Annotated in this window: 23 protein-coding genes and 1 pseudogene; 5 read left to right on the top strand and 19 right to left on the bottom strand. The window is 62.7% G+C overall.

Annotation, left to right across the window (positions count from 1 at the left end):
- Window positions 1-3 precede the first annotated feature (3 nt).
- The 12 genes from NKJ23_RS03325 to coxB form a co-directional block, all read right to left on the bottom strand.
- Window positions 4-597 (bottom strand): histidine phosphatase family protein, encoded by a 594-nt coding sequence (locus NKJ23_RS03325; protein ID WP_031211060.1) that lies wholly within the window; start codon window positions 595-597, stop codon window positions 4-6.
- A gap of 42 nt (window positions 598-639) precedes the next feature.
- Entirely contained in the window at window positions 640-1,167 is a 528-nt protein-coding gene (gene rnhA / locus NKJ23_RS03320) for a ribonuclease HI (RefSeq protein WP_023674142.1), read from the bottom strand.
- Entirely contained in the window at window positions 1,164-2,126 is a 963-nt protein-coding gene (locus NKJ23_RS03315; RefSeq protein WP_023674141.1) for a homoserine kinase, read from the bottom strand. Before NKJ23_RS03315 ends, rnhA begins: the two co-directional genes overlap by 4 nt.
- Window positions 2,127-2,131: 5 nt before the next feature.
- A complete protein-coding gene (gene ispH / locus NKJ23_RS03310) occupies window positions 2,132-3,136 on the bottom strand; it encodes a 4-hydroxy-3-methylbut-2-enyl diphosphate reductase (RefSeq protein ID WP_352678165.1) in 1,005 nt (334 codons plus the stop codon).
- Window positions 3,137-3,243: 107 nt separating this feature from the next.
- Window positions 3,244-3,999 carry an SURF1 family protein gene (locus NKJ23_RS03305; protein WP_352678162.1) on the bottom strand — a complete coding sequence of 252 codons (756 nt, stop codon included), beginning with the start codon at window positions 3,997-3,999 and terminating at the stop codon, window positions 3,244-3,246.
- A complete protein-coding gene (locus tag NKJ23_RS03300; protein WP_352470653.1) occupies window positions 3,996-4,382 on the bottom strand; it encodes a DUF983 domain-containing protein in 387 nt (128 codons plus the stop codon). Before NKJ23_RS03300 ends, NKJ23_RS03305 begins: the two co-directional genes overlap by 4 nt.
- An 82-nt stretch (window positions 4,383-4,464) precedes the next feature.
- A complete protein-coding gene (locus NKJ23_RS03295; protein ID WP_352578608.1) occupies window positions 4,465-5,346 on the bottom strand; it encodes a cytochrome c oxidase subunit 3 in 882 nt (293 codons plus the stop codon).
- Window position 5,347: 1 nt separating this feature from the next.
- Window positions 5,348-5,980, bottom strand: coding sequence for a cytochrome c oxidase assembly protein (locus NKJ23_RS03290; RefSeq protein ID WP_352593359.1), 633 nt, complete (start codon window positions 5,978-5,980; stop codon window positions 5,348-5,350).
- A 7-nt stretch (window positions 5,981-5,987) separates the two neighbouring features.
- Window positions 5,988-6,155 (bottom strand): cytochrome c oxidase system small membrane protein, encoded by a 168-nt coding sequence (locus NKJ23_RS03285; protein WP_502896658.1) that lies wholly within the window; start codon window positions 6,153-6,155, stop codon window positions 5,988-5,990.
- On the bottom strand, window positions 6,152-7,096 hold the full coding sequence (locus NKJ23_RS03280) for a heme o synthase (protein WP_352678159.1): 945 nt from the start codon (window positions 7,094-7,096) through the stop codon (window positions 6,152-6,154). The genes NKJ23_RS03285 and NKJ23_RS03280 overlap by 4 nt, the downstream gene beginning before the upstream one ends.
- A gap of 76 nt (window positions 7,097-7,172) precedes the next feature.
- Window positions 7,173-8,825 (bottom strand): cytochrome c oxidase subunit I, encoded by a 1,653-nt coding sequence (gene ctaD / locus NKJ23_RS03275; protein ID WP_352678156.1) that lies wholly within the window; start codon window positions 8,823-8,825, stop codon window positions 7,173-7,175.
- A gap of 38 nt (window positions 8,826-8,863) precedes the next feature.
- On the bottom strand, window positions 8,864-9,742 hold the full coding sequence (gene coxB, locus NKJ23_RS03270) for a cytochrome c oxidase subunit II (protein WP_031211057.1): 879 nt from the start codon (window positions 9,740-9,742) through the stop codon (window positions 8,864-8,866).
- A gap of 371 nt (window positions 9,743-10,113) precedes the next feature.
- Here coxB and NKJ23_RS03265 point away from each other — a divergent pair, with 371 nt between their 5' ends.
- The 4 genes from NKJ23_RS03265 (at window position 10,114) to NKJ23_RS03250 (ending at window position 12,981) form a co-directional block, all read left to right on the top strand.
- The gene (locus tag NKJ23_RS03265; protein WP_023674131.1) at window positions 10,114-10,638 is read left to right on the top strand and encodes an invasion associated locus B family protein; all 525 of its coding nucleotides are present in this window, start codon (window positions 10,114-10,116) and stop codon (window positions 10,636-10,638) included.
- 127 nt (window positions 10,639-10,765) lie between these two features.
- Window positions 10,766-12,178, top strand: coding sequence for a metalloprotease TldD (gene tldD / locus NKJ23_RS03260; protein WP_352593356.1), 1,413 nt, complete (start codon window positions 10,766-10,768; stop codon window positions 12,176-12,178).
- A gap of 151 nt (window positions 12,179-12,329) precedes the next feature.
- Window positions 12,330-12,605 (top strand): AbrB/MazE/SpoVT family DNA-binding domain-containing protein, encoded by a 276-nt coding sequence (locus tag NKJ23_RS03255; RefSeq protein ID WP_023674129.1) that lies wholly within the window; start codon window positions 12,330-12,332, stop codon window positions 12,603-12,605.
- Window positions 12,592-12,981, top strand: coding sequence for a type II toxin-antitoxin system VapC family toxin (locus NKJ23_RS03250; RefSeq protein WP_023674128.1), 390 nt, complete (start codon window positions 12,592-12,594; stop codon window positions 12,979-12,981). Before NKJ23_RS03255 ends, NKJ23_RS03250 begins: the two co-directional genes overlap by 14 nt.
- A 54-nt stretch (window positions 12,982-13,035) precedes the next feature.
- On the opposite strand, the pseudogene NKJ23_RS03245 reads toward NKJ23_RS03250, so the two are convergent.
- The 3 genes and pseudogenes from NKJ23_RS03245 to NKJ23_RS03235 form a co-directional block, all read right to left on the bottom strand.
- Window positions 13,036-13,406, bottom strand: a pseudogene (locus tag NKJ23_RS03245) (antitoxin Xre/MbcA/ParS toxin-binding domain-containing protein).
- A gap of 75 nt (window positions 13,407-13,481) precedes the next feature.
- Window positions 13,482-14,723, bottom strand: a complete 1,242-nt coding sequence (locus NKJ23_RS03240; protein WP_352678151.1) for a class I SAM-dependent RNA methyltransferase — start codon at window positions 14,721-14,723, stop codon at window positions 13,482-13,484.
- On the bottom strand, window positions 14,720-15,499 hold the full coding sequence (locus NKJ23_RS03235; RefSeq protein WP_352678148.1) for a TlyA family RNA methyltransferase: 780 nt from the start codon (window positions 15,497-15,499) through the stop codon (window positions 14,720-14,722). Before NKJ23_RS03235 ends, NKJ23_RS03240 begins: the two co-directional genes overlap by 4 nt.
- A 175-nt stretch (window positions 15,500-15,674) precedes the next feature.
- On the opposite strand from NKJ23_RS03235, the gene NKJ23_RS03230 reads away from it, so the two are divergent.
- Window positions 15,675-16,076: a GFA family protein gene (locus NKJ23_RS03230; protein WP_352678145.1), complete on the top strand. Its 402-nt coding sequence runs from the start codon at window positions 15,675-15,677 to the stop codon at window positions 16,074-16,076.
- 27 nt (window positions 16,077-16,103) lie between these two features.
- Here the strand turns inward: NKJ23_RS03230 and NKJ23_RS03225 are convergent, their stop codons facing one another.
- The 4 genes from NKJ23_RS03225 to NKJ23_RS03210 all read right to left on the bottom strand — a co-directional run bounded on the left by NKJ23_RS03225 (window position 16,104) and on the right by NKJ23_RS03210 (window position 19,800).
- The gene (locus NKJ23_RS03225; RefSeq protein ID WP_352678143.1) at window positions 16,104-16,397 is read right to left on the bottom strand and encodes a hypothetical protein; all 294 of its coding nucleotides are present in this window, start codon (window positions 16,395-16,397) and stop codon (window positions 16,104-16,106) included.
- A 211-nt stretch (window positions 16,398-16,608) separates the two neighbouring features.
- A complete protein-coding gene (dxs, locus tag NKJ23_RS03220; protein WP_023674120.1) occupies window positions 16,609-18,522 on the bottom strand; it encodes a 1-deoxy-D-xylulose-5-phosphate synthase in 1,914 nt (637 codons plus the stop codon).
- A gap of 81 nt (window positions 18,523-18,603) precedes the next feature.
- Window positions 18,604-19,524 (bottom strand): pirin family protein, encoded by a 921-nt coding sequence (locus tag NKJ23_RS03215; protein ID WP_352540104.1) that lies wholly within the window; start codon window positions 19,522-19,524, stop codon window positions 18,604-18,606.
- Between the two features lie 9 nt (window positions 19,525-19,533).
- On the bottom strand, window positions 19,534-19,800 hold the full coding sequence (locus NKJ23_RS03210; protein WP_023716908.1) for a DUF2277 domain-containing protein: 267 nt from the start codon (window positions 19,798-19,800) through the stop codon (window positions 19,534-19,536).
- Window positions 19,801-19,828 lie beyond the last annotated feature (28 nt).

Genomic DNA, 19,828 nt, shown 5'->3' with positions numbered 1-19,828 from the left:
TAATTAACTGTCGCGGCGCTGCGTCGGCCTGTCGATCGGCTGCCATCCATGGATAACGCGACGCGCGCTGATATCGTATGCGAAGTAGTTCCCACCGCCCGCTGGCTGATCCGCCTCGCGGCTGATTTCCCGACCGCTCAAAGAGAGCAGCAGGAGCGTTCCGACACCTCCGTGACCTATGAAAGCAACGTCGACGGCGGCGTCGGTGCGTAGCACAGTGTCTACCTCGCTTAGAATACGACGCTGGGCTTCGATAGCTGGCTCCCATCCACGAATGCTGCTGTTTGGATTGGCGAAGAATTGGTCGGCGACCGCTTCGAACTCCGATGGCGGCAGGAAACCGGTTGCCGATCGGTCATTCTCATGCATCCGTTCCCTCACCTCGACTGCAAGGCGGAGATGCCTTCCGAGTATCTCGGCGGTTTCTATCGCCTTGCGTTCACCCGACGACACGATCCGCCGGATCGACCCAACCCACGGCTGATCGAGCATTGCAGATGTTCTCGCTCGCCCGATGTCGGACAGTCCCCACTCCGGCACTGGAACGTTGGCATCGACCTGAACCTGGGGATGCGTGATGTAGTATGCAATCGGCATGATAAGAGCTTTCCTGCCAGAGAGCGGACCCGCAGCCGGAATTCAATAGCTTTGCGTCGAGCGCCGCGCCTTTGTGGCGGCCGGCTGCTTTGACTGCGAACCTGGTTCTGGCGCCGCAGTCTTGACGAGGCCTTTCTTGAATGGCGCCATGCCGAGCCGCGCCAATTCGTCGGCGCGCTCGTTCTCGGGATGGCCGGCATGGCCCTTGACCCAATGCCAGGTGACCTGATGGCGGTTACGCGCCGCGTCGAGCTGCTGCCACAGCTCGGCATTCTTCACCGGCTGCCTGGCGGCCGTCTTCCAGCCGTTGCGCTTCCAGCCGTCGATCCAGCTGAAAATACCGTCCTTGACATAGTTGCTGTCGGTATAAAGATCGACGGCGCAGGGCTCCTTGAGCGCATTAAGCGCCGAGATGGCCGCCAACAGTTCCATACGGTTGTTGGTGGTGGCAGCCTCGCCGCCATGGAGCTCCTTAATTGCGCCGTTGAAGCGCAGGATTGCGCCCCAGCCGCCAGGCCCGGGATTGCCCGAACAGGCACCATCGGTGAAGATTTCAACGCGCTTGGTCATGTCAGTCCATATTCGGAAGGAGAGTTGATCGCCCGGTGGAAGCGCATCCGGCGGATATACTCGGTCGGGTCGCGTTTCATCACCAGCCCGCCGTCCGGGACCGTCAGCCAGTCGTAGAGCCGGGTCAGCATGAAGCGCAGCGCCGAGCCGCGCGCCAGCATCGGCAGCGCAGCTTTCTCGTCACTGCTCAACGGCCGCACGCTTTGGTAGCCGGCAAGCAGCGCCGTGCCCTTGGTCAGATTGAAGGAAAAATCCTTCTCGAAGCACCAGGCGTTCAGGCACGTGGCAACGTCATAGGCGTAGAGGTCGTTGCAGGCGAAATAGAAGTCGATCAGCCCGGACAGTTTCTCGCCGAGGAAGAACACATTGTCCGGGAAAAGATCGGCATGGATGATGCCTCGCGGCAGACCGTTCGGCCAGTTCCGCTCGAAATCGGCGAAATCGGCATCGACCTCGGCAGCCAGTCCCGGCTCGACCTCGTCGGCGCGGGCGCGGGCGGCATTCCACAGCTTGCGCCAGCCATCGATGGCAAGGGCGTTGGGGCGGGTCATCGGAAAATCCGCGCCGGCGAGATGCAGTGCCGCCAGCGCCTTGCCGACCTCGCCGCAATGCGCAGCCGTCGGCCGCCGCAGCGACAGGCCTTCGAGAAAGGTGATGATGACCGCCGGCCGGCCGGCAAGTGTTCCGATCACACCGCCATCATGTGCGGTGACCGGGAGCGGGCACGAAATGCCCTTTCTGGCGAGGTGGGCCATGAGGCCGAGAAAGAACGGCAGGTCAGCCTTGTCGACGCGCTTCTCGTAAAGCGTCAGGATGTAGGAGCCGCTGCTGGTGTGCAGCAGAAAATTCGAGTTTTCGGTGCCTTCGGCGATGCCCTTGTAGGACAAGAGGTCGCCGACCGGATAGTTCCTGAGGAATGCGCCGAGCTCGCCCTCGTTGACATCGGTGTAGACCGCCATCGTTGCTACGCGGCCCCGTTGACGAAGGCCATGTCGGCAGCCGTCAGTTCGACATCGCGCAACACCCGCATCACCGGAAAGTCCTCCGTCTCCGTCGCCGTCACGGCAAGCTCGATGGTCACTTCGAAGCGCTGCCTGAACGCATCGACGATCTCGTCGACGATGATCTCCGGCGCCGAGGCGCCCGCCGACAGGCCGAGCGTCGAAATGCCGGCAATCTCATTCCACGGAATTTCGGAGGCGCGCTGCACGAGAAGCGACATCGAGGCGCCGGCGCGCTCGGCCACTTCGACCAGGCGCCGCGAGTTGGAGGAGTTAGGTGCGCCGACAACCAGGAAGAGATCGGCGCCGGCCGCTGTTTCCTTGACCGCTTCCTGGCGATTGGTGGTGGCGTAACAGATCGATTCCGCCGCCGGCGCGTGCAACTCGGGAAAACGCTGCTGCAGGGCGCGGATGATACCGGCGGTGTCCTCGACCGACAGCGTCGTCTGGGTGACGAAGCCGAGCGCTTGCGGGTCTGCAGGCACGAAGCTTGCGGCGTCGGCCTCGGTCTCGATCAGAGTGACCGCGCCGTCCGGCAACTGGCCCATTGTGCCGATCACCTCCGGATGCCCGGCATGGCCGATCAAGAGCACGTGGCGGCCAAGCCGCTGATGGCGCATCGCCTGCTTATGGACTTTCGAGACCAGCGGGCAAGTCGCGTCGAGATAGAACAAGTTGCGGGACTGGGCGTCGGCCGGCACCGATTTCGGCACGCCATGCGCCGAAAAGACGACCGGGCTCTGGCGATGCTCGGGCGGGATCTCGGAGAGCTCCTCGATGAACACCGCGCCGAGGCTTTGCAGCCCTTCGACGACGTAGCGGTTGTGCACGATCTCGTGGCGGACATAGACCGGCGCGCCGTATTTCTTCAGCGCCAGCACGACGATCTGGATGGCACGATCAACGCCCGCACAGAAACCGCGGGGCTGGCAGAGCCGGATGGTCAGCGGCGGCTTTGTGTGAAGCATGATTGCATCTTACGCTGATTGTAGGCCGGTTGATCGGACTATGACTTCTGAGCTCAAGGCGCGAAATGAGGTGCGCGGCCCTGCCCTGTCAAGGGTAGTGGCGGCGATCATTGGTCTTTCGCCGGGCGGCGGAGCCAGGAGATCAGGACGCCGGCAAGGGCGGCGGCAAGGCCGTACCAGGTTATCGCATATTGCAGATGGCTGTTCGGCAGGTCGATGACGGTGACACCGCCAACTGGCAGCCCGCCGGGGTTGGGCGTGGCGTTCGCATCGATGAAGATCGGCACCAGCGCCGCACCTGTCGGCAGGCCGGCGCTCGAGGCCATCGCGTCACGATCTTTCCAGTAGAAGATATTCTTCTGCGGATCATTGTCGGGAAGCATCATCGAGGGCTTGGCCGGCAGCGGGTTGCGGGCGAGCCCCGTCACCGTCACTTTGCCCGTTACCTGCCCCTGCGGCCGCTTGGCTGGATCCTTGAAATCGTATGGCACGAAGCCGCGGTTGATCAGCACGAAACGGCCATCGTCGAGCTGTAGCGGCGTGAAGACGTCGAAACCGGACTGGCCTTCCCAGGTGGCGAGGAAATGCCGTTCGCCTCGATGCAGGAAAGTGCCGGTCACTATCACCGGCGTGTAGTCCACGTCGCCGGCAGCAGCAAACCGCTTTTCGACCTCGGCCAATGGCACGGGCGCCGAATGCGTGCGCTGGTCTATTGTCTCGAGAAGGCCCTCTTTCCAGTGCAGGCGCTGAACCTGCCAGGTGCCGAGCGCCAGCAGGATCAAAAACACGACGATACCCAGGCCGAGCGCCAATGCGCGCTTGGGCCGCGACCGGCCGGCCACCGAACCTGATGCCTCGCTCATTCGCCGCGGTCCAGTCGGCCCTCGGCCGCCTTGTTGCGGTATTGCAGCGTCAGCAGCACGCCCTTGATCAGCCGGAGCGCCGCCAGGCAAAGCACCAGCGTCAGCGGAATCCACAGCAGCAGATGCAGCCAGAGCGGCGGATTGAGCGTCACCTCCATCCACAGCGCCAGGCCGACGACGATGAAGCCGATGATCAGGATAACGAACACCGCCGGCCCGTCGCCGGCATCGGCGAAGGAATAATCGAGGCCGCAATTGGTGCAGCGATTGCCGACCGTGAGGAACCCGGAGAACAGCTTGCCCTCGCCACAGCGGGGGCAGCGGCCATGCAAGCCGGCCGAGATCGGATCGATTGGTGGCCAGATCGCCTTGTCGTCGCTCATCAGGTCATCCTAGGAGCATTTGCCGCAAAAGATAAGGCGGCCACGTCGCCGCAGCCGCCTTGTCGATTTCCTCAGTTCGATCTCAGTGCGGTTCGATCATCGCGCCGTTCGATGCCCAGACGTAGATCGAGGCAAACAGGAACAGCCACACCACGTCGACGAAGTGCCAATACCAGGCGGCGGCCTCGAAGCCGAAATGCTGCTTGGGCGTGAAGTCGCCCTTCATGGCGCGGATCAGGCAGACCAGCAGGAAGATCGTGCCGATGATGACGTGGAAACCATGGAAGCCGGTCGCCATGAAGAAGGTGGCGCCGTAGATCGAATCCCTGAAGCCGAACGGCGCGTGCATGTACTCGTAGGCCTGCACCATGGTGAACAGCATGCCGAGGCCGACGGTCAGCACCAAGCCATTGATCAGGCCCTTGCGGTCGCCGTGGATGAGCGAGTGGTGTGCCCAGGTTACCGTGGTGCCCGACAGAAGCAGGATGACGGTGTTGTAAAGCGGCAGGTGGAAGGGGTCGAGAACCTCGAGGCCCTTGGGCGGCCAGACGCCGCCGGTGAAGGCGGTACGGGCGTATTGATGGACCTCGCCCGGAAACAGGCTGGCGTCGAAGAAGGCCCAGAACCAGGCGACGAAGAACATCACCTCGGAGGCGATGAACATGATCATGCCGTAGCGCAGATGCAGCGACACGACACGGGTGTGGTGTCCCTCATGCGCCTCCTTGATCGTATCCGACCACCAGGCGAACATCGTGTAGATGACGATCAGCAGGCCGATGAAGAACAACCATGGATTAGCAATGTTGAAACCGAAGATCGGGAAATCGCCGCCCTTGAGATATTGCATGTAACAGACGCCGCCGAACGCGGTCACCAGCGCCCCGACGGAGCCCAGGAAAGGCCACGGGCTCGGGTCGACAAGGTGGTAGTCATGTTGTGGTTTTGCGTGTGCGTCTGCCATATCAACCCCCGAGGCTTGCTTCGGTATCTGAAATCTTGTTGCGGCGGCCGTCGGCCGGCACCGATGATGCGACCGGCTTGGTCTTGTCGACCGGGAACATCGTGTAGGACAGGGTAATCGTCGTCAGATCCTTCAATTCCGGCGCGTTGACGATGTCGGGATCGACATAGAAGACGACCGGCATGTCCAGCGTCTCGCCCGGCTTCAGCGTCGTGTCGGTGAAGCAGAAACACTCGACCTTGTTGAAGTAAGGTCCGGCCAGTTCCGGCTGCACGTTGAAGGTGGCGCGTCCAGTGATGGGACGGCTGAATTTGTTGGTCGCGCTGAAATGCGCCTCGGCGGTTTCGCCGATCTTGATGGTGATCGAGCGGGCGACCGGCTGGAATTGCCAGGGAACGCCGGCGGTGTTGGCGTCGAAGCGGATGGTGATGTCGCGATCGAGCACCCGATCGGCATATTGCTGGGTCGCCCGTTTGACGGTGCCGCCGTAGCCTGTCGCCTGGCAGAACATCGCGTAGAGCGGCACCGCGGCGTAGGCCATGCCGATCATGCCGCCGAAGAACGCGATGCAGACGCCGGCGACGACGCGGTTCGTATTCTTCTTCTTAGGATCGGTGACTGTTTGCCTGGTCATGTTCAGCTCACATCGAGCCGGTGAGGCTGTGACCAAATTTCACGATGGTCGCGACGTAGAATATGACGACCAGCGCCGCCAGCGCGAAACCGATTGCGGCCGAGCGATTGCGGCGGGCCTTCTGCTGACGTTCGGTCAGCGTGACCAGTTCAAGCTTCTTTTCGATCATGCTCATACTCCACCAATGGTCAGCGCGCGCGCGACGACACAATCGCCAAGGTAGGCGGCGAAGATGGCGAAGAGATAGAGCAGCGAATAGCCGAACAAGGCCTTGGCCGGCTTCATCGCCCGGTCGTCATCGGCCATTTGCAGCACCTTCCACGCATACCAGACGAAGCCGGCGCCGAGCAGCAATGCAACGATACCATAGACCGGTGTGGTGAACCCGAGAACCCAGGGCAGCACGCCAACCGGCGCGAGGACCAGCGCATAGGCAAAGATCTGACGTCTGGTCGAGGCCTGGCCGGCGACATTCGGCATCATCGGAATGCCTGCCTTCGCATAGTCCTCCGACTTGAAGAGCGCGAGCGCCCAGAAATGCGGTGGCGTCCACAGGAAAATGATCAGGAACAGCACCAAGCTTTCGAGGCTCACCGATCCGGTTACCGCCGCCCAGCCTATGACCGGCGGAATGGCACCGGCAGCCCCGCCGATGACGATGTTCTGCGGCGTCCAGCGCTTCAGCCACATCGTATAGATGACGGCATAGAAAAAGATCGTGAAGGCCAGAAGCGATGCTGCCAACCAGTTGACCAGCACGCCGAGCGTCATCACCGACAGAACCGACAGCACCAGCCCGAAACTCAATGCCTCGCCTGGCCGGATGCGGCCGGCCGGCACGGGACGGCCGGCGGTGCGCGTCATCACCGCATCGATGTCTGCGTCATACCACATGTTGAGCGCACCGGAGGCGCCGGCGCCGATGGCAATAGCCAGGATCGCGATCACCGCCAGCAGCGGATTGATGGTCACCGGGGCGGCGACCATGCCGACAAACGCAGTGAACACCACCAGCGACATGACGCGCGGCTTCAGCAGGGCGAAGAAATCGCCCGCCGTCGCTTCCGACATGCGGAAGCCTGGCTCGTCAATCAGTCTGTCTTCGGCAAGGGCCATGCGTACTTAAAGTCCATCATTCCGTTGGCCAAAACCGCCGGCCGGCCGGCGGTTCCGTATTAAAGGAGGCAACCGCCTACTTGATCTTCGGCAACTGTTCCCACTGGTGGAACGGCGGCGGCGAAGGCAGCTGCCATTCCAGCGTGGTCGCACCCTCGCCCCAAGGATTGGCGCCGGCGACCCGCTTCTTCTGGAACGCCTCGAAGAGGCCGAACAGGAAGATGACGACGCCGACAGCCGAGATGTACGAGCCGTAGGACGACACCATATTCCAGCCGGCGAAGGCATCCGGATAGTCGATATAGCGACGCGGCATACCGGAAAGGCCGAGGAAGTGCTGCGGGAAAAAGACCAGGTTGACGCCGACGAAAGTGACCCAGAAGTGGGTGTTCGCGATCACGGGCGAATACATGTAGCCGGTCATCTTCGGGAACCAGTAGTACCAGCCGGCGAAGATCGCGAAGACCGCGCCCAGCGACAGCACGTAGTGGAAGTGTGCGACCACGAAATAGGTGTCGTGCAGCGGGCGGTCGAGGCCGGCATTGGCCAGCTGCACACCGGTGACGCCGCCAACAGTGAACAGGAAGATGAAGCCGATCGCCCACAGCATCGGGGTCTTGAGCGAAATCGACCCGCCCCACATAGTGGCGATCCACGAGAAGATCTTCACACCCGTCGGCACCGCGATGACCATGGTGGCGAAGACGAAATAGCGCTGCGTGTCGAGCGACAGGCCCGTCGTGTACATGTGGTGGGCCCAGACGATGAAGCCCACCGCGCCGATGGCAACCATCGCATACGCCATGCCGAGATAGCCAAACACCGGCTTCCTCGAAAAGGTCGAGATGATATGGCTGATGATACCGAAACCCGGCAGGATCAGAATGTAGACCTCCGGATGGCCGAAGAACCAGAACAGGTGCTGGAACAGGATCGGATCGCCGCCGCCGTCCGGGGCGAAGAAGGTGGTGCCGAAATTGCGGTCGGTCAAAAGCATGGTGATGCCGCCGGCCAGCACCGGCAACGACAGCAGCAGCAGGAAGGCGGTAATCAGCACCGACCAGGCGAAAAGCGGCATCTTGTGCATGGTCATGCCGGGCGCGCGCATGTTGAAGATGGTGGTGATGAAGTTGATGGCGCCAAGAATCGAGGAGGCGCCGGCGATGTGGATTGACAGAATCGCCAGGTCCATGGCCGGTCCGGGCTGGCCCGATGTCGACAGCGGCGGGTAAAGCGTCCAGCCGCCGCCGACGCCGTAGGCGCCGGGCGCACTCGGGACGAAGGCCGAGAAAATCAGCAGGATGAAAGCCGGCGGCAGCAGCCAGAACGAGACGTTGTTCATGCGCGGGAAGGCCATATCCGGCGCGCCGATCATGATCGGCACCATCCAGTTGGCAAAGCCGCCGATCAGCGCCGGCATCACCATGAAGAAGATCATGATCAGCGCATGCGCGGTGGTGAAAGCATTGTACATGCTCTTGCCCCCGTCGATGGCGGCGTCGCCGTTCATGCCGTAGACCATCTGCGCCAGGCCAGTGAAGATCTGGATGCCCGGCTCCTGCAATTCCATGCGCATGACGACCGACAAGGCGCCACCGATGCAGCCCGCCATGATCGCGAAGATCAGATAAAGCGTGCCAATGTCCTTGTGGTTGGTCGAATACACCCACCGGACCCAGCCATGATACGGCTTGTGGTCGTGGTCGTCGTGAGCTGCAGCGTGCGCCATGGTCGGCTCCGTTCCCTGAATCTTTTCTGGTCGCGGCATCAATTGCCGGCGGCCGCTACCTTGTTCGTGCCATCGACCTCGGCCATCAGCGCCTTGTTGGCGCCGGGAAGGTCGGTCTTGGCTGCCGCCAGCCAGGTCTTGTATTGTGCATCGGAGACGACGCGAATGGCGATCGGCATGAAGGCGTGGTCCTTGCCGCAGAGTTCCGAGCACTGGCCGTAATAGAGGCCTTCCTTGTCCGCCTTGAACCAGACCTCGTTGATGCGGCCCGGCACCGCATCGGTCTTGATGCCGAAGGACGGCATGGCAAAGGCGTGAATGACGTCGGTCGCCGTCACCAGCACCCGGGTCATGGTGCTGACCGGCACCACCATCTCATTGTCGACGGCGAGCAGGCGCGGATACGCGGCGCGATCTTCCTTGCCGGCAGCAGCCCTGTCGGCATCCTGAAGGATCGCGGAATTAAAGGAAAGCGTGTTGTCGACCTGGTATTCGTAGTCCCAGTTCCACTGATTGCCGGTCGCCTTGACGGTCAGCTTGGCTTCTTCCGGCGGCGTGTATTGCGCGGTCAGCAGCTGGAACGAGGGAATGGCGAGACAGAGCAGGATGACCACGGGACCGACAGTCCAGATGACCTCGATCAGCGTGTTGTGGCTGGTGCGCGACGGCGTCGGGTTGACGCTCGCCCGGAACCGCAAAATGCAATAGGCAATCAGGAAAAGCACCAAGGCGGTGATCACAATGATGAACGCGAACGAGTAGTTCCCGAACCACTCGATCTGCCTCATAATGTCGGTCGCCGGAGGCTGAAAACTGGTTTCCCAAGGTTGGGGCTGGGCTGCATGAGCGGATGCAGCGGCAAACAACGTGGCGGCGGCACTAGCTACGATTTTGGCGGTTGCCAGGAATTTTCTCATCGCCCTCGTCATCTCCCAGTTCCTCGCGATCGGACCGCAAGAATGTCGAACAATGCCGGGACGGGAATCCCGGACAATTCAAGGCTGGTTCAAACCATACTCTATTTGCCTCCGCAAGAAAGGAGCGCCGGAACCCGTGCGGCATTTTTGCGCGCAAGCGCGGCGCTGGCTTCGTGCGGTGACGGCTCGCCGCGAATCACCAGAGCGGCATCCGGGTAGAATGAGCTGCGCGGCGCGCGGAACCGTCGCAATTAGGGCGAAATTGGCACGGAAAAGCGCATTGTTGCCTGTGTCGGGGCGGATCGCCGGGGTCTCGTCCTTTACTTGGGTTTAGTGCGGCTTAAAGTGCCGTGATTCGCAATGGAGCCGTCATGAACCCTTGGCTTTCGAGAACCTTGGCGAAGGTCATCTTTGTTGCCGCCGCAATAGCCTTGTCCGGCGCCGGCCTGGCCAATGCCGCGCAGCCAAGCGGCACGGTGAAGTCAACGCATGGGGCGTGGTCGATCATCTGCGATACGCCCGCCGGTGCTACATCCGAACAATGCGTGATGATGCAGAACGTCGTCGCCGAGGACCGTCCGGAAATGGGTCTTTCCGTTGTCGTGCTGCGCACAGCCGACAACAAGGCCGAAATCCTGCGTGTGCTGGCGCCGCTCGGCGTGCTGTTGCCCAACGGCCTCGGCCTCAATGTCGACGGCAAGGATATCGGCCGCGCGTATTTCGTGCGCTGTTTCCAGGACGGCTGCTATGCCGAGGTCATCCTGGAAAAGCCGCTGCTCGACACGCTGAAGACCGGTACGTCCGCCACCTTCATCGTCTTCCAGACGCCGGAAGAGGGGATCGGCATTCCCGTCGACCTCAAGGGTTTCGCCGACGGCTTCGCCGCCCTGCCTTGAGACCGGGTCTTGTAGCACGATCCAGTGATGTTGACCGGCCGGGTCACGGCAAATCTCATTTCAGATTGTCTGTGCGGGCCTTCGCGCCTACATCGTGGGAAACAATCCTCCTGCGAATGGACCTGCCATGAACAGCCTGATCGGCCAATTTGACATTTCCGACGATCGCATCAAGCAAATCGTTGCCGAGACTATTAACGGCGCCGACGACGGCGAACTGTTTCTCGAATATAGCGAAAGCGAATCGCTGATGTTCGACAATGGCAAGCTGAAGACCGCGAATTTCAACACCGACCAGGGTTTCGGCCTGCGCGCCGTCGCCGGCGAAGCCAGCGGCTACGCCCATTCCAGCGATCTCTCCGAAGCCTCGCTGCTGCGCGCCGCCGATGCCGTTTCGACGGTGAAGAGCGGCTATTCCGGCACGCTTGCCGCAGCGCCTGCCCGCACCAACCGCCATCTCTACAGCGACGGAAACCCTATCCCCTCGCCTTCCTTCGAGGCCAAGGCCAAGCTGCTTCAGGAAATCGATGCATGGCTGCGGGCCGAGGATCCGCGCGTCAGGCAGGTGACGGCGTCGCTCGCCGCCTCCTGGCAGCATGTCGAGATCGTGCGCGCCGACGGCCAGATGGTGCGCGACATCCGTCCGCTGGTCAGGATCAACGTGTCGGTGGTGGTCGGCGACGGCGACCGCCAGGAGAGCGGCTCCTACGGCATGGGAGGCCGCAAGGATTTTGGTGAATTCCTGATCGAGGACAGCTGGCGGCACGCGGCCAAGGAGGCATTGCGGCAAGCGCTGGTCAATCTCGAAGCGGTTCCAGCACCTGCCGGCACTTTCGACATCGTGCTGTCGAGCGGCTGGCCGGGCGTCATGTTGCACGAGGCCGTCGGCCACGGGCTGGAAGGCGATTTCAACCGCAAGAAGACGTCGGCCTTCGCCGGCCTGCTTGGCCAGCAGGTGGCGGCGAAAGGCGTCACCGTCGTTGACGACGGCACCCTGCCCGAGCGGCGTGGTTCGCTTACCGTCGACGATGAGGGCACGCCATCGGCCCATAACGTGCTGATCGACGATGGCAAGCTGGTCGGCTACATGCAGGACCGCCAGAACGCCCGGCTGATGGGCATGAAAGCCACCGGCAACGGGCGACGCCAAGGTTACGCGCACGAGCCTATGCCGCGCATGACAAACACCTACATGACAGGAGGCGACATGGAGCCGGACGAGATCATCGCCTCAGTCAAGAACGGCATCTATGCCGTGTCGTTCGGTGGCGGCCAGGTCGACATCACTTCGGGCAAGTTCGTGTTCGGCTGCACCGAAGCCTACATGATCGAGAACGGCAAGGTGACGCAACCGATCAAGGGCGCCATGCTGATCGGCAACGGGCCGGATGCCATGCATCGGGTTTCGATGGTCGGCAACGATATGAAGCTCGACACCGGCATCGGCATGTGCGGCAAGGCCGGACAGGGCGTGCCGGTCGGCGTCGGCCAGCCGCATCTCAGGATGAACCAGATGACAGTCGGCGGCACCAGGGTTTGATGGAGTTGACGCCGAATTATCGCCGCTCCGGAACAACCAATCCCCGCCGCCCACTGCCTTGTCATCGCTTTAAGTAGGAGTAGCTTGCGCCTTGAATTTGCCGAGAGCTTCGACTATCTTACATTCGTCTTACACCTAAGGACGTGCCGAGATGGCTGCCGCAGAGAAGCTCGTAACTACGGTCTCGACCAAGGGACAGGTCATCCTGCCCAGCGCGATCCGGAAACGGAGGGAATGGCATGCCGGCACACGCCTTCTGGTCGAGGATACCCCGGAGGGCGTGCTACTGAAGCCTGCGCCAGTCTTCGCCGAGACGCGGCCAGAGGACGTGTTTGGATCGCTGCGCTATAGCGGCAGGCCGAAGACGTTGGAAGAAATGGACGCGGGCGTGCTCGCCGAAGCGCGGCGGCGCCATGCTCGCAATTGATACCAACCTGATCGTCCGCTACCTGACGGGCGATCACCCGTCGCAGTCTTCCCGCGCCCGGGCGCTGATCGATAGCCAGCCGGTCTTTGTCGCCGTCACGGTGATGCTGGAAGTCGAATGGGTGTTGCGCAGCGCCTACGGTTTTGCGCCGCTTGAAATCGCCCGTACGCTACGGGTGTTTAGCGGGCTTCCCACGGTAGAGGTGGAAGACGGGGCGGTCGTGTCGTCCGCGCTCGACCTCTCGGAACAGGGGTTGGATTTCGCTGACGCGCTGCATCTGGGCAAGTCCGCTCACTGCGCTGGCTTCGCGACTTTTGACCGCAAGTTCGTCAGGGCCGCGAAGGCGGCCGGATACGAACGCGTGCAAGAAGCATAGCAGCTCACAGCGGCCCAGCGCGGCACAAAAGCGCGCCACAGGGTCAGCCTGGTTTCAGGCATAGATGCCGGAGCGGACTGCCTCCAGATAGGCAAGCACCTTGTCCGTCTTGCCTTCGCGAACCAGATCGTAGGCGGTCTTTCCGGCCCAACCGGGGATCGGCTGATGCTTGAACCAGATCGCCGCACGATGTTCATCACCGGCCATCTCGCCGGCCATCGCCAGGATACGGACGATGGGACTCAATGCGGCGTCGACCTTGCGCGCACCGGACTTGGCGGCAAGCGTGTTGCGCGCGAGACCGGTCAGCCCCGCCAGTTCTGTCATATTAACCCCTAGCAGTTCAGCGACCCGCCTTGGCGAGAGAAACGCGCCCGCTCCTCGCCGAAGCGCCATGCCGAAATTTCGAAGGCTGCGGTGCTCATGGCAATTCCCTAGCACAGTCTGAACGACGTGCGTTCAAAATGTGCTTTTTTGGTGCGCGTTTCAGGCCCTGGCTGCTAGCGCCTTCGTCTCGGCTTCTCCAACAGCGCCACGACCTCGACATGCGGCGACCACAGGAACTGGTCGATCGGCGTCACGCTCTTCAGGGCGTAGCCGCCGTCCATGAGGATGCGTAGGTCCCGCGCCAGCGTTACCGGATTGCAAGACACCGCGGCGACGAGCGGCACGTCGGAGCGCGCGATCTGCTTCGACTGGTCCTCGGCGCCGGCGCGAGGCGGGTCGAAGACAACGCCGTCAAAGGCATTCAACTCCTTGAATGTCAGCGGCCTCCGGAACAGGTCGCGACGTTCGCCGGTCACCCGCTTCAGGCCGCTGGCGAAACGGAATGCCCGGTCGAGCGCCGCGAGTGCTGCCGCATCGCCTTCCACCGCATGAACCTCCGATCTTGCGGCTAGGCGCAGCGCGAAGCTGCCGCAGCCGGCGAAGAGATCGGCGACCTTTTTGGCGCGCGCGAAATGCTGGACGACAATGTTGGCCATCGCCTGTTCGGCAGCCTCGGTCGCCTGCAGGAAAGCGCCCGGAGGCACTGCGACGGCGACGCCACCAAACAGGACGACCGGTTTGTTTGGTTCGATAATGATCTCGCCGTCGACCGACAGCCTGGCTAGCCCCTCGGCGATGACGAAGTTGGAGGCGACGCGGCGCTGGTTCTCGCCGAGCTTGCCGGAATCGTGAACCGCGACATCGAGGCCGGAACCGGTCACCGTCACCGCCATGTGGAACGATTTGGTCGTGGTGCAGATCAGCCCAGCGAGGGCTTTCAAGCGATCGAGCGCAGCGACGATCTGCGGCGCCGAGATCGGGCATTCCTCGATCGAGATGATCTCGGATGACAGCGCGCGAACGAAGCCGAACTGCATTCCCACCTCGCTCCGCCGGGCGGTGAAGACGACGCGGCGGCGCGTGTGCGGCGCGCACGGCACCAGCGCCCCGACATCGCAAGCGATGCCCTTGCTCTTCAGCGCATGCACGATCTTTTCGCGCTTCCACCGGTGATAGGCTTCAGTCTCGAGATGCTGGACGGCGCAGCCGCCGCATGCGCCGAAATGCCGGCACGGCGGATCGACCCGCAACGGCGAAGCCTCAAGGACCGACATCAAGGTGGCGCGATCTTTCTCCCGCGCGGCGGTGACGACCTCTCCCGGCAGCGCGAACGGAATGAAAACCTCGCCGGTTTCCGTCTCGGCGATGCCGTCGCCCTGCGAGCCCAACCTTGCGATCGTGAAACGGGTGCTCATCGCTTCTGGGTCTCGACGTCCTTGATGCCGCCGAGCAGGAACTCGCGGTTGCCGTCGCCGCCCTCTATCGGTGACAGATGAAGCCCCAGCGAGCGCCAGCCGGGAATGGCATCGAGCCAGTCCTGCATCAGGCCGGCAATGCGCGCCGCATCATAGGGGTCCTTCAGCAGGCCGCCCTTGCCGATTGCCTCGCGGCCGGCCTCGAATTGCGGCTTGACCAGAAACACAGCTTTTGCGCCATTCCTGGCCAAGGCAAGCGCCGGCGGCAGCGCCAGTTTCAGCGATATGAAGCTGACATCCGAGACGATGAAATCCGGCACACGGCCGCCGAGATCGGCGGCCGATAGTTCGCGCGCATTCAGGCCTTCAATTACCGTCACGCGCGGATCGCCGGCGATGTTGGAGTGCATCTGGCCGTGCCCGACATCGATCGCCGTGACATGCGCCGCGCCGCGTTCGAGCAGCACCTGCGTGAAGCCGCCGGTCGAGGCGCCGACATCGAGCGCTTCGCTGCCGGTGGGGTCGAGAGCGAAATGGTCGAGACCAGCCTTCAGCTTCAGTGCGGCGCGCGACACGTAACCTTGCGCCGGATCGTCAACGACGATGTTGCACTCAGGCAGAACGGCCTGGCCCGGCTTGAGGGCGACGATGCCATCGACCGTCACGGTGCCGCGCTCGACCGCGTCGCGGGCACGCGAGCGGCTGGCAAACAGGCCGCGCTGGACGAGCAATTCGTCGAGCCGCTGGCGTATGCTGGCTGGCGGAAGGGAAGTCATCGGCCTTCATGGCGAAAGCCAACGATGATGGCAAGGAGATTGGCGATCAGACAAGGCATAGTTGGAAAGGCGGTGAACGCATCAAGCCGCTGCGCTGTTTGTCGAACCTCGCACGAGACCCGACGCAATGCTAAGAAAGAGATGCCGTTTAGCCGTCGAAACGTGGAGGAGGAACATGCTGACGGGAACCTGCCACTGCGGCGCAGCCCACTGGACCCTGGAGGGCGATCCCGGTTCGATCACTGCCTGCAATTGCACACTTTGCCGTCGCTACGGCACGCTCTGGGCTTACGACTATGTCGACGAACGCATCCGCCTTGCCGGGCCCGTAAGCGCCTATCGGCGCGTCGGAAAGGCTCATCCTTCGCTTGAGATTCTCTTCTGCCCAACCTGCGCTTGCGTCCTGGCCTGGCGCGGTTTGCATCCCGATGCGGCTGGGCGCTACCGCATCGCCGTCAATGTGAGGCTTGCGCCGCCCGAGGCCGTCGCCGATCTCCCGATCGACCATTTCGAGGGTCTCGATACATTCGAGGATTTGCCGAGAGATGGTCGCTGCGTGCGGGACATGTGGTTCTAGTTTCTAGAGTCTCTTCGGGATCATGCTTTAGAATCTGGTCCGCGAAACCCGCCGTTCGACGGCCGGCGTCAGACCGTCGCTGCTGTCGCCGGACACCTGCGGGCGCGGCCGGTCAGCGGAACTGGACGCCATCGGCAAGGTATCTGGCATGACGACAAATTGCGGCGCCTGCTTGTAGGAAAAGCCGCCGCGGATTTCGCCGATCTTGCCGGCGACGATGCCCATCACCGCCTCTTCGAGTTTGCGGTCGTAGCGCGTTTCGGCCCCGGCCGACGCGGCGAAGATGGCCGCAAGCGCGATGCCGCCCAAAAGCGATCTCATTGGTCTTCTTTCCCCTGCCTGGTTGCCTTCTAGCAGGGCAGCGTTGAAGAACGGCCAAAGGACACGGTAAGCAAATCGCCAAACGGCAGCGTAAACAGCAACTTACGACCGTCCGCCGGCAATTTGATTCAAGCAGTTGAGAATTTGATTCAGACTGGCATCTTGCAGCCAAGTTGAATCGCTTTGGCGTCGCTGGAATGCGTCCAAAAAGCTAGGCGCGCTGGGCCTGCGCGGTATGCCCCAGCGCCACGAACACTGTGCGCACGATGCCGGCGCTGTCCAGCCCGGCATCGGCATACATCTTTTCCGGCTTGGCATGGTCGACAAATGTATCGGGCAGCACGAGTGGGCGCACCTTCAGGCCGCTCTCCAGCAGCCCTTCATGGGCCAGGAACTGCAGCACATGGCTGGCGAAGCCGCCGACCGCGCCCTCTTCCACCGTCACCAGTATCTCGTGTGAACGGGCCAGCCGCCGGATCAGGTCCTCGTCGAGCGGCTTGGCAAAACGGGCATCGGCGACCGTGGTCGAAAGCCCGGCCGCGCCAAGCTCCTCGGCCGCGGCCAGGCAATCCTGCAGCCTGGTGCCGAAGGAAAGCAGCGCAACCTTGGTGCCTTCCCTGACGATCCGGCCCTTGCCGATCTCCAATACCGAGCCGCGTTGCGGCATCTCGACACCAACGCCGTTGCCGCGCGGGTAGCGAAAGGCGATCGGGCCGTCATCGTAGCTTGCAGCGGTGCGTACCATGTGGCGCAGCTCGGCCTCATCGGCCGCGGCCATGACGACGAAACCGGGCAGCGTCGCCAGGAAGGTCGTGTCGAAGGCGCCGCAATGGGTGGCACCATCGGCGCCGACGAAGCCGGCGCGATCGATCGGAAAGCGCACCGGCAATTTCTGGATCGCCACGTCGTGGACGACCTGGTCGTAGGCGCGCTGCAGGAAGGTCGAGTAGATCGCCGCGAAAGGCTTGAAGCCTTCCGTGGCAAGGCCGGCGGCGAAGGTCACCGCATGTTGCTCGGCGATGCCGACATCGAAGGTCCTCGCCGGAAACGCTTCACCGAACAGATCAAGCCCAGTGCCGTTCGGCATGGCGGCGGTGATAGCGACGATGCGGTCGTCCTCTCGGGCCTCCTGAATCAGGCTTTCGGCAAACACCTTGGTGTAGCTCGGCGCATTGGCGGGCGCCTTGGCCTGGGCGCCAGTGATGACGTCGAATTTGTTGACGCCATGATATTTGTCGGCCGCCGCCTCGGCCGGGGCGTAGCCCTTGCCCTTCTGGGTCACGACATGGATCAGCACCGGGCCGTCGGCATTGTCGCGGACGTTCTTCAGCACCGGGATCAGGTGCTCGAGGTTGTGACCGTCGATCGGGCCGATGTGGTAGAACCCCATTTCCTCGAACAATGTGCCGCCGGTGACGTAACCGCGCGCATGCTCGACCGCTCGCTTGATGGCGCGATCGGCGCGCTCGCCGAGATACGACGTCAGCTTCTTGCCGAAATCGCGCAAGCCTAGATAGGTCTTGCCCGACGCCAGACGGGCCAGATAGGCGCTCATTGCGCCGGTCGGCGGAGCGATCGACATATCGTTGTCGTTCAAGATGACGATCAGCCGGGCATCGAGTGCGCCGGCATTGTTCATCGCCTCATAGGCCATGCCGGCCGACATGGCGCCGTCGCCGATGACGGCAATGACATTGTTGCGGCCATCGGACAGATCGCGCGCCATCGCCATGCCGAGGCCGGCTGAAATCGAGGTCGAGGAGTGGGCTGCGCCGAACGGATCGTATTCGCTCTCGACGCGACGGGTGAAGCCGGACAGGCCGCCCTCCTGGCGCAGCGTGCGGATGCGGTCGCGGCGGCCGGTCAGGATCTTGTGCGGATAGGCCTGGTGGCCGACGTCCCAGATCAGCCGGTCGTCCGGCGTGTTGAAGACGTAGTGCAGCGCGACGGTCAACTCGACCACGCCAAGGCCGGCGCCGAGATGGCCGCCGGTGTGGGAAACGACGTCGATCAGTTCGGCGCGAAGCTCTGACGCAAGCTGCGGCAGGTCGCCTTCGGCAAGCGTGCGCAAATCGGCTGGGACGCGGACCTTGTCGAGAAGCGGCGTATCGGGCTTTGCGTTCACTGTTTGCGAGCCTGGTCAGATTTTCTGTTCATCGTGAAATATGCCGCTGGCCGGCGAATGTAAATGTGGCGGTAACGCGCATCAGCTTTCGGGCAGCGGGATGAACTCTTGCTCGTCTCCAGGAACGATATCGAAGCGGCCTGTCTTCCATTCTTCTTTTGCCTGCTCGATGCGTTCCTTTGAGGACGATACGAAATTCCACCAGATATAGCGTTTCGAACCGAGCGAGGCGCCGCCAAACAGCATGAAATGGGCACCGCGTTCCGATGAGACAACGATTTCGTCGCCGGGCCGGAAGACCAGCAGCCGCTCGGCCGGGAAGCGGTCACCGGATATCGAAACCTCGCCTTCCAGCGTATAGATGGCGCGCTCCTCGGCATCGGCCGGGATTTTCACGCTGGCACCCGGCGCCAGCCTGAGATCGGCATAAAGCGTGTCCGAAGCGGTGGCGACCGGGGAGCGCAGTCCAGAAAACGCACCGATGATCACACGGCCGCTGACCCCCTCGGCCTCGACTTCGGGCAGGCGCAGGGCTGCGGTGTTCTCGAAGACCGGCGCGACCTCCTCCTTGCCGTCCGGCAGCGCCAGCCATGTCTGCAGCCCGGAAACCGACATCGGCGCGCCGCGCAGTTCTTCCGGCGTGCGCTCCGAATGGACGATGCCACGGCCGGCGGTCATCAAATTCACGTCCCCGGGCTGGATTACCATCTCGGTGCCGAGCGAATCGCGGTGCCTGATCTTGCCGTCGAACAGGTAAGTCACCGTAGACAGGCCGATATGTGGGTGCGGACGCACGTCGAGCGCCTGGCCCGCTCGCAGAACGGCTGGACCCATGCGGTCGAAGAAGATGAAAGGTCCGACCAGCCGGCGCCTGGCCGTCGGCAAGGCGCGGCGAACCTGAAATCCGCCAATATCCTTGGCATTCGGAATGACCATCAGCTCGATCTGATCGCTGGCGAAGGCATCGCCCATCTGCGGATCGTTTCCGGGAAAGAAGCTCACGCGGTCCCCTCAGGCGAAGCGAAGTGCGGATTTGGCCTTCGCCTTGGCCGCCACCTCTTCGCGATTGCGCGGATGCTGCGTCGTCTCGAGGCTGTCGAGCAATTCGCGCGCCGAGGCGGCAATGGCCTCGACGGCATGGTCGAACGCATGCTGGTTCTGTTTCGACGGCCGCGTCGTTCCGCTCAGCTTGCGGACAAACTGAAGTGCGGCATCGCGGACCTCGTCATTGGTTGCCGGCGGATCGAAATTGAACAGGGTCTTGATGTTTCTGCACATCCTTCGCAATCTCCTCTCGTCCTGGAGC

It is taken from the genome of Mesorhizobium sp. M0184, from assembly GCF_040322215.1.
Classification (GTDB): domain Bacteria; phylum Pseudomonadota; class Alphaproteobacteria; order Rhizobiales; family Rhizobiaceae; genus Mesorhizobium.
This window is presented reverse-complemented; position numbering and strand designations above follow the sequence as displayed.